The sequence below is a fragment of the Halobacillus sp. H74 genome (genome assembly GCF_052246715.1).
In the GTDB taxonomy this organism is placed as follows: Bacteria; Bacillota; Bacilli; order Bacillales; family Halobacillaceae; genus Halobacillus; species Halobacillus litoralis_A.
Window position 1 is genome coordinate 443354 of record NZ_JBQQCI010000001.1, and the last position, 14310, is coordinate 457663.

Consider the following 14310-nt stretch of genomic DNA (forward strand, 5'->3'; position numbering starts at 1 on the left):
AAGATACTGACGTTTGTGTCTTATAAAAACATTGTTTTTAACCTATCATAAGGTTATGACCAAACGTGAAGGAGTCGTTTTTATGAATAAAGAGAAACAAAAAGAGCTGAAAAAAAGCGTATCCAGCTTTGCGAAACCAGATACATCCGCAGGCGTTCGCCAGCTTATCAATACACTCGTACCCTTTGTTCTATTATGGACCTTAGCTTACGCAAGCTTATCCATATCTGTCTGGCTGGCGCTTCCGATTGCTATAATCGCAGGTGGATTCGTCATTCGGGTTTTCATCATATTCCACGATTGTACACACCAATCCTTTTTGAAAAGCAGTAAAGCAAACAGGATTATAGGAACAATCGCCGGAATTCTGACCCTCTTCCCTTTTGACAAATGGAAGAGAAGCCACAATATCCACCACGCAACAAGTGGGAACCTGGATAAACGCGGCACAGGAGATATATGGGTCATGACTGTGGACGAGTATTTGAATGCTTCTCTTAAAGAACGCTTCGCCTATCGTTTTTACAGAAATCCGATTGTCATGTTCGGCCTTGGACCTATCTACTTGTTCCTAGTATCCAACCGTTTCAACCGTAAAGGCGCGAAACGCAAAGAACGTATGAACACATATTTGACGAACACATCCATCGCCGTCATCTACGGTTTGCTTATATGGGCGATTGGCTGGCAGGCTTTCTTGATCATCCAGCTCCCTGTTCTCTATGTCTCTGGCATGCTCGGCATCTGGTTATTCTACGTCCAGCACCAATTTGAGGATTCTTATTTTGAAGATGAATCCGAATGGGACTTTGTCAAAGCAGCTGTAGATGGTAGCTCGTATTATAAACTACCTAAAGTGTTACAGTGGGTTTCCGGTAATATCGGTTTCCACCACGTCCATCACTTGAGTCCGCGCGTCCCGAATTATATGTTAGAGAAAGCACACGAAGAAACACCGCCGCTTCAACATGCAACAACGATCACTCTTGGCACGAGCCTTCAGTCGATCCGATTCCGCCTTTATGACAAGGCAAATAAAACGTTCATATCCTTTAAAGAAGTGAAGCCATTGTTGAAAAAACAACGCTCTTCCATGCTGAATAAACAGCCAAGCTTACAAGACGATCAGTAATGTGAGAAGTCCATTCAGATGAATGGACTTCTTTCTTTCATTCAGGCCTTCCAGAGCTGTTTTTCCCTCTGCTCAAAGAGAAGATGACAACACTGGCATTTTTCGTATATGCTTGAATTAATGTGACAAGGAGGTTCCCGATGCAGAACTGGTACCATATCATCCCGAAGAATACAGGTCTCAGCACTTATGTGTGGATTATTTTTTGTGTGTTGCCATTTTTCTTCATTTTCCGATCTTCTTCGATGTATGAAATGTTGTTCGGAGTTCTAATGACACTTATCTTTTTCCTTGCTTACCGTTTATCCTTCATGTCGAACAGCCGTCTCACATACTTATGGGTAAGTATTGAAATGGCGATCAGCCTCGTCATGACCGTTTTATTCGGATATATTTATTTCGCCTTGTTCCTGGCGTTTTTCATCGGAAATATCAAACATCTGGGCGGATTTTTATCGTTATACATTGTACACCTAGCAACGACTTTGATCGCAATCACGACAACGTTCATCTATCAAATCGAATCCCTTTTTCCGAACTTACCTTTTATTATCATTGCGGTCATCGGAGTAATTCTGCTGCCGTTCACCATCCGTTATCGTAATCAGCAGCATAAGCTTGAAGGCGAATTAGAGGATGCCAATGAACGAATCTCTCAACTGATGGTCATCGAAGAACGCGAACGAATCGCCCGTGATCTGCATGACACCCTCGGGCAGAAACTTTCGATGATTGGATTGAAAAGTGATTTAGCAAACAAGCTGATTACGGTTAAACCGGAGAAAGCCATGCAAGAGGTCGATGATATTCGTACAACAGCCCGCACGGCTTTGAAGGAAGTCCGGGAGATGGTATCGAATATGAGGGGGACGAAGCTAGAAGACGAGCTTGTCCGTGTACAGCAGATCATTGAGGCAGCAGAAATGACGTTTGAATACGAAGGGGATCCTCATTTGAAAAACACACCGCTGCTCGTTGAGAATGTCCTGAGCATGTGTCTGAAAGAAGCCGCTACGAATATCGTCAAACACAGTGGAGCTACAAAGTGCAGGGTCGTCATCAACCCGCTTCCTACTGAAATCCTTATTATTGTTGAAGATGATGGAAAAGGAATCCCAGCCTCGGTCGAGCCGTTTCAAGGTCATGGGCTGCAAGGAATGCGTGAACGCCTGGAGTTTGTCAACGGCACTCTTGAAATTGAATCAAAAAATGGAACAATATTGCGACTGCATGTTCCGAATGTAATTAAAAATAAAGAAAAGGAGGGTCCGGCATGATTCGGATTGTCATTGCTGAAGACCAGCGGATGTTATTAGGAGCACTTGGAGCCCTGCTCGATTTAGAGGAAGGCATGGAAGTTGTAGGCAAAGCGAACAACGGCCAGGAAGCTTGCGACCTCGTAAGGAAGCTGGAACCTGACATCTGCATCATGGATATCGAAATGCCCGTCAAAGATGGACTGGACGCTGCTGAAGAGTTGTATGACCAACCTTGTAAAGTCATCATTTTAACCACTTTTGCCCGTTCCGGCTATTTCGATCGTGCCCGGAAAGCTGGTGTAAGCGGCTATTTGCTGAAAGACAGCCCGAGTGAAGATCTGGCGACAGCCATTAAAAAGATCATTGATGGCCAAAGGATTTTTGACCCAGAACTTGTCGACCTCGCTTTTACAGAGCAAAACCCGCTCACAGAACGCGAACAGGAAGTTATCCAACTGATGGCGGATGGCAAGAATACCAAAGACATTTCCCAGACCTTATACATCACTCCTGGCACGGTACGAAATTATATATCTGTTATTTTGGAAAAATTAGAAGTAACGAACCGCATCGAAGCCATCTCCCGATTCAAGGAAAAGGGTTGGTACAAGAAGTCAAAATGATTATCCCAACCATGATATAAAATCAATAATGGAAGTCCCCTCCGGTAATTAGTGGTATGCCTGAAACTCTCTATCGTGCCCGGGGGCTTTTTTTATGGTCATATCAAATAGATCAATCGATTTCCCTGAGTTCTTTGAATTTCAAATAGATAAAGGCAGCGTAGAGTGAGACAAGAGTACCAACGACGGCCATAATATGATCGATCGAAATACCGAGGGCCAAAACCCCCGAAGTCAATAAATAACTGACTGGAATCAGCCCCATCGATGCTAACGAAATAAGTCCCATCACACGCCCGAGCATTTTTTCTTCTATTAAACTTTGAACAAAGGCAATGAAAGGGATATTGGTTACAGATAAAGAAATACCGAAAATTCCAAGTGCCAGTATGCTCATCCATATCTCAGTGGTGAAGCTTAAGCCGGCAAAAGCGATACCTGTAAATATTAAAGAAAGGAGAGCCACTTTGCAGCGATTTTTCTTCAAGTTCAATACTCCGATAACGACGGACCCTACCAGCATTCCACCAGCTAATCCCGCTTCTAACAAACTGAAGTCAACCGACGTTCCATCCAAAATATTTTTTACGAACAAAGGAAGCCCCATCGTCATCGGGCCGACCAAAAATAAATTCAAGAAAACAGTGGTCAGAACAATGATGAGCAGCACCCGCGATTGTTTGACGTAAAGCAGGCCTTCCTTGAACGTTTCCCAAAATTCCTTCTCCTCCCCATCTTCATCCTTTCCTTCAGGAACACGCATAAGGAAAATGAGGGAACTTGCAATGATCAACATAACAGCTGTTGTTGCAAATACAACTTCATAATTACCGAAAGCGATGATTATTCCTGCAAGCATAGGAGCTAGTATGAACGATGTCTGGTTCGTCATTTGAATGACCGAATTTCCACGCGTCAAGTTTTCCTTATGAACAATAGACGGTATGACCGCACTCTCCGCCGCCCAGAAAAACGCATCTAAAATACCGAAGAAAAAAGCGAAAGTAACGAAGGTCCATAATGTGATTCCACCGAACAAAAACCATGCGACAAGCCCGATTAAAAGTAATCCGCGAATGAAGTCTGATAGAAACATGATTTTCGTTTTACTATACCGATCCGCGACGGTTCCGCTGATGATCATGAATAAGACACGCGGGATACTTACAGCGATATAAAGGATTCCAAGGGAAGCTTCTAAACCTAATACATTGACGACATACCAGCTTTGGGAAAAGAGGAAAAAGGAGATTCCGAAACTCGACAAAAGGGCAGCTCCCCACAACAATAGAAAATTTCTATTCTTGAATATAGAGGGGATTTCTTTTGGTTCAACTGTTGCCTCTTCCATAGCGATATCATTGACAGCCATAATTCTCACACCTTTTTTTAAATGATTAATAAAAGTGTATAAAAATTCCAAAGCAATGACGATATCCCTGAGAATGATTCAACTTCCGTCTCCAGACGGATTTTCCCGCATAAACCTTAAGAAGTTTGAGTGAATTCGCCACTTCTTGCTAGCTCAAAATTTGGTAATATATACTATTGTCAAAATTCCACGAGTCCTGTCAAACCACTTGTGTAAAAAACAATTGTTTGATACTATTCTCTATAACTAAATATTTTCTTATTTCAATTGATTTTGAAGTAAGGATAGAGGTGCAATGACATGAGTACGTATGTTGAGGAGAATGAGCTCCTGTGACACATAGGGAAAGGGGAAATTGCCGAAGCTTCTCGAAACTCATCATCCTGAAGCTGGTTCTGATGCTTAATAAGTGCAGGACTGTCATATAGGAGACTATATGGAGGGCTATCTTACGCAGGAACGGACTAAGTTTCTACGGCAGCAGCGATCCCTCGTTGCTGCTTTTTTGTTTTTTTACTGCTGTATGGCCCTCACTGCCTCGAAAATATTAAAATTCACAAAAGGGTGTGAGGTTATGAATTTCGGCCAAGTATTAACAGCAATGGTAACCCCGTTCGACAGCCAGGAGAATATTGACTTTGAGGCGACCAGATCGTTAGTCAACCACTTGATCGGAAATGGTTCGGACGCCTTAGTCATAGCAGGAACTACAGGTGAGTCACCGACATTGACTACAGAAGAAAAAGTGAGCCTCTTCAAATTTGTTGTCGAAGTCGTCGATGGAAGAGTCCCGGTCATTGCCGGCACAGGCTCCAACAACACACGGGCTTCGATCAGTCTGACTCAGAAAGCTGAAGAAGCCGGCGTCGATGCGATCATGCTCGTCACTCCTTATTATAATAAACCAACCCAAGAGGGGCTTTACCAACACTTCTCAACAATCGCAAAAGCGACATCCCTCCCCGTCATGCTTTATAACATCCCCGGCAGAAGTGTCGTAAACATGGAACCTGCTACGATCGTTCGCCTTTCTGGTATCAATAACATCGTTTCCGTCAAAGAAGCGAGTGGCGATCTTGATGACGCAACAGAAATCATCCGAGACACTCCTGATGACTTTTCTGTCTATAGTGGAGAAGATTCCAACACATTGCCCTTCGTATCGATTGGAGGAACAGGAATCGTATCTGTTTCGGCCCACGTCATCGGAAATGAAATGCAGCAGATGATCCAAAGCTTCCGTGAAGGTGACTTCGCGTTTGCTTCACGAATGCACCAGAAGCTCGTACCAGTCATGCATGCCATCTTCTCTGCCCCAAGTCCTTCGCCTGTCAAAGCGGCGCTGAACGCAAAAGGTGTGAAAGTTGGAGGTGTCCGTCTTCCTCTATTACCTTTGACAGAGGAAGAAGAAGCTTGTGTATTGAATGAGATCGGAAAAGTGCAACCGCAAGAAGTCGCAAGCGCTCTATAACACAAGGGGCTGGGACAAAACACTAACTGCCACAGGAAAAGACGAACAATAGGGTGGAATGGAACAAATGGTGCCAGAGCGGCGTAGGCATTTATTGCTTCATAAAGAAAACCCGAACGATTTCGTTCGGGTTTTCTAGCGGAAAATTTCTTTTGTCCCAACCTCTTTTCTTGTTGGAAAATTAAGCTTCTTTCTTCTTTTGAATGATCTCATCGACAATCCCATATTCCTTCGCTTCTGATGCACTCATAAAATAATCACGATCGGTATCTTCCGCCACTTTTTTCAACGGCTGGCCGGTCCGTTCTGCTATCATTTCATTGATCTGCTGCCGGAGCTTGATGATTCTCTTCGCTGATATCTCTATATCTGCCGCCTGCCCCCGTGCACCTCCAAGAGGCTGGTGGATCATAATCTCACTGTTCGGCAAGGCGAACCGCTTCCCCTTCGTCCCGGACAATAAAAGCATCGCACCAAATGATGCAGCCATTCCTGTACAAATCGTCCTTACGTCAGGCTGGATATACTGCATCGTATCTAGAATGGAGAACCCAGCGGAAGTAGATCCTCCCGGGCTATTAATATACAGTGAAATATCTTTGTCCGGATCATCAGCGGCCAAAAACAGCAGCTGAGCTACAATGCTGTTCGCCATATGATCATTTATTTCTTCGCTCACCATGACTATGCGGTCTTTCAAAAGACGTGAATAGATATCGTACGACTGTTCCCCTCGACTTGTCTGTTCAATTACATAAGGGATGGTATTCATTTCAACCTGCCTCCTTTAAGCTGCTAAAGAGAGGATGTTCGAAGGGGAGGAAGGCCGATGTGTGCTCCGAAAAGGTTGAAGCAGGATCGGTAGCTTTTCAATTAAAAGAGCCGGGTCCTGCACGGTCAGGGTTTGAATCACAGTTTCGTATAACAAATCTTCCTCTGGCCGTGTCCGCAACACTTGGAGTCTCTCTATTTCGGTAATGTCTTTTACATTTGTGCGGGCCCGCTTCAACAAAGCTTTAACACCCGTATCCGTCATCTCCAGGAGTTCTGCAATTTCTGAAATCTTATACTGAAAGGCTTCTTTCAAAACAAATGAGACAAGTTGTTTGTCTGACAACCTTCCAACTATCCTCTCGATAATCTCAGAGTTGTCGTGCACCCTATTTTTTGTATGTCCACTAAGATGTGGACTTGAAACAAGTGTTTCTTTCTCCTGCTTCCGCTTTTGATCGACCCAGCAGTGGTAAGAAATTTTTTTAAGAAGAGCTGGTTGGATTTCACTCCATTCATACTTCTCTAAGGCTTTAGAAAAAGACTCCTGGGCTAGATCTTTCCCTTCCCAAGCATCTTTGGTAAGAAAAAGACAGTAGCGCAAAAGTTTAAGATAATCCTCCCTCACCTTCTCTTCAACAGAAAGCGTATGATTGACCGTGCTCGATGTTACATCCACCTTCCTCACTCCTTTCAACCTCTCACAGCTATAACGGATAACATGGAAAAATAGATATGGGTTCTTTTAATTTATTCTGTTTTCCTTTGTGTATCCCTGCTTATTTTAAATACGGGAGGGAATTCCCTGTTGAACCACCCACAAAAAAGCCCCAGGCATGAAAACCTGAGGCTCAATTCTTCTTTATACTTCTACCGTCCAATCATGGATATCTTCTTTTCTGCCCCGTTGAATCCCCGTAATCGTATCGTAGAGCTTTTGGGATAGTTCGCCGATCTCATGGTCGTTGATGACCATCTTATTCCCAAGCCAATTCAGCTCCCCGACAGGTGAAATGACAGCTGCTGTCCCAGTACCGAAAGCTTCTTCCACCTTTCCTTCTTCATATGCCTCATAGAGTTCAGCAATGGAGATTCTCCGCTCGGTCACGGGTACTTCCCACTTCTTCAACAACTCGAGGATTGACGTACGTGTAATGCCCTTCAGAATGCTTCCGCTAAGGGCTGGTGTTACGACTTCTCCATCAATTTTGAAAAAGATGTTCATGCTTCCCACTTCTTCGATGTACCGTTTCTCTACACCATCAAGCCAAAGCACATCTGCATTCCCTTCTTGAGCAGCCTTTGCTTGAGCCTGGTAACCAGAGGAATAGTTCCCTGCTGTTTTCGCCATTCCTGTACCGCCCTTGACTGCACGTGTGAACTGGTCCTCGACGTTGATCGTCACCGGTTTGATCCCCCCAGAAAAATAGGGACCTACAGGCGACAGGATGATCATGAATTTATAGGATTTGGATGGAGCTACGGCGAGGCTCGGTTCTGTGCCGATAATGAACGGACGTATGTATAACGACGTACCTTCAAATGCCGGGACCCAGTCTTTTTCTAAGCGGACGAGCTCTTCCAGGTATCCCATCACTTCCTGTTCATCGATCGGCGGTATGCTCAACCTGTCGCTGGAGAGGTTCAAACGTTCAAAGTTCTTCTCCGGGCGGAATAAAAGGACGCGTCCGTCATCGGCGCGATAAGCTTTCAATCCTTCAAACACCGTTTGGCCGTAATGAAAAATCATAGAAGCTGGATCGAGCGTCAATGGTTCATACGGGACAATTCTCGGTTCATGCCAGCCTTTGTCTGCTTCATAGTCCATGACAAACATATGGTCTGTGAATGTTCGTCCAAAAGGAATCTGTTCGCTTTCCGGCTTGGCTTTCTTGTGTGTACTTTCAACAATATTCAATGGCATATTCAGGACTCCTTTTTTTCTATAAGATGATCGGCTTGGCCGTTTTGGATATTAGTATTCATTGTACGCCCGTCAGCGCCAATTTTAAAGAGGATTTAATCGAATTATCAAAAAAGTTTTTTCCGCAATAACGCACCAATTGGATAAAACACTTACCAGATAAAGATTTGATATACTGAGGACAGGTAAAAAACGGAAAGCGTGGTGTCAAAGTTGTTCAAGCTCTTACTAATTGAAGACGACCGGACATTATTCCAGGAAATCGAAGAACGGTTATCCCAATGGTCCTATGAGGTGTATGGAGTTGAGGATTTCAACCGGGTGATGGAAACCTTCACGAAAACCGATCCAGCTCTCGTCATTATCGATATCCAGCTCCCGAAGTTCGATGGTTTCCACTGGTGTCGGATGATTCGCGAGCACTCCAATGTGCCGATCATTTTCCTCTCCTCACGTGACCACCCGACAGATATGGTGATGTCTATGAATTTAGGGGCTGATGATTTTGTCCAGAAACCGTTCCATTTCGATGTGCTCGTAGCCAAAATCCAAGCCATCCTCCGACGTGTTTATAATTACAACACAGAAACGAACGAACTGAAGACATGGCTCGGTGCGACCATAGATTATGATCGGAACCGGGTGACGAATGACCAAGGAGCTATCGATTTAACAAAAAATGAAGTCTTGATTTTAAAACAGCTGATCGAAAAGAAAAGCAAGATTGTCAGCCGAGAAGAGTTGATCAACCGTCTGTGGGAGGATGAACGCTTTGTCAGTGATAATACGCTTACAGTCAATGTCAATCGTCTCCGCAAAAAACTTACAGACATCGGGTTGGAACAGGCAATTGAAACGAAGGTCGGCCAGGGGTATGTGGCGAAGGAGCAGATGAAGAGATGATCCGCCCCTATCTATTAGAAAGAAGCAGCTGGATATTACTTTTCTCAGGGCTGCAGGGGCTCGCCTTGTTAGTTGCCCTCGTCGATACGACCATCCCTGTCACCTCAATGCTATATTATGTCTTTTTATCAATCATCATTTTCGCCATTTTCTTATTCGTCCGCTACCGGAAAGAAACACGGTTTTACGTGGCGATCGAGCAGCGTGAACACGACCTTGATTTGACGACAATACCGGAAGCGGACAGTCCATTTGAGAGAATCATCGAGACGAATGTCAGTGATCAAATGGAGCTTTTGAAGCAGGAACTTGCTCACAATCAAGGTTATTTGGAGCAGGAAAAAGATGAGCTTCTCTCCTGGATCCACGAAGTGAAGACGCCTTTGACAGCGATGCGGCTGATCATCGACCGGCTCGATGATTACAAGCTGAAGTCCCAACTGACCTATGAGTGGCTGCGGATCCACCTGCTTCTCGATCAACAGCTCCACCAGAAAAGGATTCCCTTCATTGAAAACGACCTCTATATAGAGAAAGTTGAACTCGAGTCGCTGCTTTTCAATGAAATAAAATCCCTGAAGTCATGGTGCATGCAAAAGGGAATCGGCTTTGATATAGATTTGGAAGTCGAAAGCGTCCTCAGTGATAGCAAGTGGCTTGCCTTCATCGTGCGCCAACTGCTGACGAATGCGGTTAAATATAGTGATGCTACAGATATTGCTATCACAAGTTTTACAAAGGACGGACGAAGCTGCCTGCAAGTGAGGGACCAGGGCCGAGGGATCGAACCGCGTGACATATCCCGTATTTTTGAAAAAGGGTTCACTTCTACAACGCAGCATCAGAATAGTGCTGCCACCGGGATGGGACTCTATTTGACCGATCGTATTCGCAAAGCCTTGAAGATACACATTAAAGTCGATTCTGAACTTGGAGCAGGAACGACTTTTACACTCATTTTTCCAGAACAGAACGAATTCACGAAAATCAGAAGCATGTGACGAAAATGTCACATGCTTCCGTCATTTTGTTAGGTGAATGGAAGGAAAAGCTTGATGGATGCTACTACAATTAAGTTATAGAACAAAGGAGGTCATTACATGAGTTTATTAGAAGCGAATAAAATTCATAAAAGCTATGGCAATAAATTTACGAAACAACACGTATTGATAGGTATTGATTTGTCAATCCAGAAGGGTGAGTTCGTTACGATCATGGGGGCATCAGGTTCAGGGAAAACGACACTGCTGAATGTGCTTTCCTCCATTGATCGGGTCAGTCACGGCACCATTAAAATCGAAGGTCAGGAGATTACCGGAAAAAAGGATAAACAGTTAGCAGAATTTCGCAAGCATCACCTCGGCTTCATTTTTCAGGAGTACAATCTGCTCGATACCTTGACTGTGAAAGAGAATATTCTGCTGCCTTTATCCATTTCCAAAGTATCGAAAAAAGAAGCCATCCAACGCTTTGATGCGGTCGCTGAGGAACTGGGCATCGAGGATGTGAAGGATAAATATCCTAATGAAATATCCGGCGGTCAGAAACAGCGTACCTCAGCGGCGAGAGCATTCATCCATGAGCCCAGTATCATTTTTGCTGACGAACCGACGGGAGCGCTCGATTCAAAATCTGCTTCCGATTTACTCGACAAACTGAGTGATATGAACCAGAAGCGGGAAGCGACGATCGGTATGGTGTCCCACGATCCAGTCGCTGCAAGCTACAGCAGCCGAGTCATCTTCATTAAGGACGGCCAAATCTATACACAGTTGAACAAAGGCGATCAAACAAGACAAGCTTTTCTGAAAGATATCATGAAGACACAGGGAGTCTTGGGCGGTGTCCAGTATGAACATTAATCAGCTCATTTTCCGCAACTTGAAAAAGAACCTGAAAAACTACTATTTATATGTATTCGCACTCATTTTCAGTGTGGCTTTATATTTTTCATTTGTTACCCTCCAGTATGACCCATCGATGAGCCAGGAGGGTTCTATTAAAGGTGAAGCCGCTGTCAGAGTGGCATCCGTCCTACTCATCGCTATCGTCGCGATCTTTCTGTTATATGCCAACACATTGTTCATTAAACGACGGAGCCAGGAGATCGGCTTATTCCAGTTGATCGGCATGACGAAGAACCGCATTTTCAATATATTGAGCACAGAAAATCTCATCATCTATTTCGGATCGCTCGTTATTGGGATTTTTGTCGGTTTCGCCATCTCTAAATTGATTTTGATGAGCTTTTTCCAAATCATCGGAGTCGATGAAATGGCAAACCTTCACTTCTCCACTGAAGCTTTAGGGCAAACCCTGCTTGTCTTCGCTGCTATTTACGTCCTGATCATGCTGACGAATTACTTGTTCATCAAACGGCAGTCGATTCTCGCCCTTTTCCGTGTGACATCAAGCTCCCAGGGGAAGGTGAAGAAGCTTTCCATATGGGAACACATCATGGGGATTTTCGGAATTTTAATGATCGCCACTGGCTATTTCGTCTCCTCCCAGCTGTTCGAAGGAGACATTGTCACCATCAATGGGTTGTTTTTGGCGATGGGATTCATCCTGGCTGTTGTCATCATCGGTACCTACTTTTTCTATAAGGGATCCGTACGATTCGTTACGAACTTGATCCGTAAAAATAAAAACGGCTATATGAACATCAATGAAGTGCTGTCCTTATCCTCGATCATGTTCCGAATGAAATCGAACGCTTTTCTTTTGACGGTAATTACGACGGTATCCGCTCTGGCGATTAGTTTGCTGTCGCTCAGCTACATTTCTTACTATTCAACTGAAAAGTCAGCCCAAAATAGTGTCCCGGATGATTTCTCGATTACAGATGAAGAGAGCGCCCAAACGTTTATGAATCGCTTGGAAGACGCGGGCATCGGGTATTCCGAAAAGACCATCGAAGTGTTCGAGGTTGAGTTCAACGTCAGAGACATCCTCGATGCCAAGATTGATGACTTGAACTTCGATACAGAACAGACGCCCCTCCCCGTCATCAGTGAAGCCGCAGTGGAGGATATCCATTTAGATGAAGGCGAAATGAAGCTCACTGGTTATACAGACCTGATGCAATCATTCATCTCTTTAGAAGGCGCAGGCACTGTCGGTATCCACCTTAATGAAAACTGGATTGAGCTTGACTATCTTGGACTTGAGAAAGACTATGTCCTTTCCTCCTATTACGTAGCTGGCGGGCTTCCAATCGCTGTCGTCGATGAGAAGATGTTTGCTAAAGTAAAAAATAATTTCAACCCTGAGCTCCAGGAAAAACCGAACCTTTACACCGGCATCAACCTTGAACAACAAGGAGAACAAGCAGAAGCCTTTGAAATTTTTGATGAAATGGGATTGAATGAAACGCGTGCTCATGGCTCGCAATGGGATGTGGCTAAGCAGCAAAAACTTAGCATGGGAATTGTCATGTTCATCGTCGGCTTTCTCGGCCTCACCTTCCTAATTACGTCCGGATGTGTGCTTTACTTTAAACAAATGGACGAAGGAGAAGACGAAAAAGGAAGCTATACGATTTTAAGAAAACTCGGCTTCACCCGTGGCGACCTTTTGCGAGGAATTCAAGGGAAGCAGCTATTCAACTTTGGAATTCCGTTAATGGTCGGATTGCTGCACAGCTACTTTGCCGTTAATTCCGGCTGGTTCTTCTTTGGAACAGAGTTATGGACGCCGATGTTCATCGTCATGGGTCTCTACACCGCCCTTTATTCGATTTTCGGCCTGTTGTCTGTTCTCTATTATAAGAAAATCATTAGAGAGGCCCTTTAAGAAAATGGAAAGCCGCGATCATAATTTTATGATGGTGGCTTTCTTTTATCTGGAAGGTGTCGGTTTTTTGGAATTTTATGTTAAAACATTCACATCGTGGGGTGCGGTCATGGATATGTAGGGGGACATAGAATTTGAATACGAACAGCGGTTTACATAAGATTAAAATATGGAAGTTACTGCTCTGGTTGTTACTGTGGATTATTGGCGGTGGGGTTATTTTCACATTAATGCAGGCTCCCCTTAGTTACCTGTTTCATATATATGTGTACGCAGGAGCAGGATTATGGTTATACACTCAATTCAAGAAATACAACATCTCCTTCTCCCACCTCACCTCCAAAGATGCCGTCAGCATTCCTGCACTCGTTAAAACCTTTGGAGTAGTCACTATCATCAAAGCCGCTTCTTTTGCTTCTGTCTTAGTATTATGGAATATCATAGGCTTGATAAGTCCTTCTTTTCTGAGTGGTATAACAGGAGAAATTATGCAAACTTCTAATAACCAGGAGAGTTTAGGAAGTATTTTCATTTATTTTGTTCTAGTTGTTATGATCGCCCCTTCTATTGAAGAGCTTCTATTTAGAGGTGTCTTATTAAATAACTGGTGCAAGCGATTGGGGACGTTCGCTGGTGTAATACTAGTATCTTTGACCTTCGCCATTTTTCATGGACCCTCCGGTTTTCTCAGTGCGCTATTGGCCTCGATTTTCTTTTCTATTCTTTATTTAAAGACAAAGAGTATATGGATCCCGATGGCTGCCCACTCTTTTAGTAACCTTTTAAGTTTCCTCATCCAATATGTTCCCTTTCAAAACGGAACCGCAAGTGTGGATGATCACACAAAAAGCCTACAACTCATGAAATCCTTAGGAATGTATTCTGGGGTAGCACTGCTTGTGATTCTCCTCTTCTTACTCGTCATTTTTTATAAAATGTACCCAAGGAGAAGTCATTTACCTTATAGGTTTTATTGAATGGGGATAAGTTAATCTATCTTAATAAGTCCTCTTTTCTATTCTTTGGTCCGTTCTGATATAGTAAAAGAACGAGGTGAAAT

General features: G+C 43.9%; 13 protein-coding genes and 1 riboswitch. Of the genes, 9 read left to right on the forward strand and 4 right to left on the reverse strand.

The window, feature by feature from the left end; genetic code table 11:
* Window positions 1-82: 82 nt before the first annotated feature.
* The 3 genes from ACTWPX_RS02110 (at window position 83) to ACTWPX_RS02120 (ending at window position 3014) form a co-directional block, all read left to right on the forward strand.
* A complete protein-coding gene (locus ACTWPX_RS02110; RefSeq protein WP_281974350.1) occupies window positions 83-1132 on the forward strand; it encodes a fatty acid desaturase in 1050 nt (349 codons plus the stop codon).
* A 140-nt stretch (window positions 1133-1272) separates the two neighbouring features.
* The gene (locus ACTWPX_RS02115; RefSeq protein ID WP_443118308.1) at window positions 1273-2409 is read left to right on the forward strand and encodes a sensor histidine kinase; all 1137 of its coding nucleotides are present in this window, start codon (window positions 1273-1275) and stop codon (window positions 2407-2409) included.
* Window positions 2406-3014, forward strand: a complete 609-nt coding sequence (locus tag ACTWPX_RS02120; protein ID WP_443118309.1) for a response regulator — start codon at window positions 2406-2408, stop codon at window positions 3012-3014. Before ACTWPX_RS02115 ends, ACTWPX_RS02120 begins: the two co-directional genes overlap by 4 nt.
* Window positions 3015-3126: 112 nt before the next feature.
* On the opposite strand, the gene ACTWPX_RS02125 is transcribed toward ACTWPX_RS02120, so the two are convergent.
* Window positions 3127-4386: an MFS transporter gene (locus ACTWPX_RS02125; protein ID WP_443118310.1), complete on the reverse strand. Its 1260-nt coding sequence runs from the start codon at window positions 4384-4386 to the stop codon at window positions 3127-3129.
* Window positions 4387-4663: 277 nt separating this feature from the next.
* Window positions 4664-4841, forward strand: a riboswitch (Lysine riboswitch).
* A 119-nt stretch (window positions 4842-4960) separates the two neighbouring features.
* On the opposite strand from ACTWPX_RS02125, the gene dapA reads away from it, so the two are divergent.
* Window positions 4961-5857: a 4-hydroxy-tetrahydrodipicolinate synthase gene (gene dapA, locus ACTWPX_RS02130; protein WP_443118311.1), complete on the forward strand. Its 897-nt coding sequence runs from the start codon at window positions 4961-4963 to the stop codon at window positions 5855-5857.
* A gap of 181 nt (window positions 5858-6038) precedes the next feature.
* Here dapA and clpP read toward each other — a convergent pair whose 3' ends face one another.
* The 3 genes from clpP to ACTWPX_RS02145 all read right to left on the reverse strand — a co-directional run bounded on the left by clpP (window position 6039) and on the right by ACTWPX_RS02145 (window position 8552).
* Complete coding sequence (gene clpP, locus ACTWPX_RS02135) at window positions 6039-6629, reverse strand: ATP-dependent Clp endopeptidase proteolytic subunit ClpP (protein ID WP_443118312.1); 591 nt, start codon at window positions 6627-6629, stop codon at window positions 6039-6041.
* 15 nt (window positions 6630-6644) lie between these two features.
* A complete protein-coding gene (locus tag ACTWPX_RS02140) occupies window positions 6645-7307 on the reverse strand; it encodes a sigma factor-like helix-turn-helix DNA-binding protein (protein WP_443118313.1) in 663 nt (220 codons plus the stop codon).
* A 183-nt stretch (window positions 7308-7490) separates the two neighbouring features.
* Entirely contained in the window at window positions 7491-8552 is a 1062-nt protein-coding gene (locus ACTWPX_RS02145) for a branched-chain amino acid aminotransferase (protein WP_443118314.1), read from the reverse strand.
* Window positions 8553-8765: 213 nt separating this feature from the next.
* Here ACTWPX_RS02145 and ACTWPX_RS02150 point away from each other — a divergent pair, with 213 nt between their 5' ends.
* From ACTWPX_RS02150 to ACTWPX_RS02170, 5 genes are all read left to right on the forward strand, one after another.
* Window positions 8766-9455 carry a response regulator transcription factor gene (locus ACTWPX_RS02150; protein ID WP_443118494.1) on the forward strand — a complete coding sequence of 230 codons (690 nt, stop codon included), beginning with the start codon at window positions 8766-8768 and terminating at the stop codon, window positions 9453-9455.
* Window positions 9452-10456: a sensor histidine kinase gene (locus ACTWPX_RS02155; protein WP_443118315.1), complete on the forward strand. Its 1005-nt coding sequence runs from the start codon at window positions 9452-9454 to the stop codon at window positions 10454-10456. Before ACTWPX_RS02150 ends, ACTWPX_RS02155 begins: the two co-directional genes overlap by 4 nt.
* Before the next feature lie 99 nt (window positions 10457-10555).
* On the forward strand, window positions 10556-11317 hold the full coding sequence (locus tag ACTWPX_RS02160) for an ABC transporter ATP-binding protein (protein ID WP_443118316.1): 762 nt from the start codon (window positions 10556-10558) through the stop codon (window positions 11315-11317).
* Window positions 11307-13250, forward strand: a complete 1944-nt coding sequence (locus tag ACTWPX_RS02165) for an ABC transporter permease (RefSeq protein WP_443118317.1) — start codon at window positions 11307-11309, stop codon at window positions 13248-13250. Before ACTWPX_RS02160 ends, ACTWPX_RS02165 begins: the two co-directional genes overlap by 11 nt.
* A gap of 134 nt (window positions 13251-13384) precedes the next feature.
* Complete coding sequence (locus ACTWPX_RS02170) at window positions 13385-14227, forward strand: lysostaphin resistance A-like protein (RefSeq protein ID WP_443118318.1); 843 nt, start codon at window positions 13385-13387, stop codon at window positions 14225-14227.
* The last annotated feature ends 83 nt before the right edge of the window (window positions 14228-14310 follow it).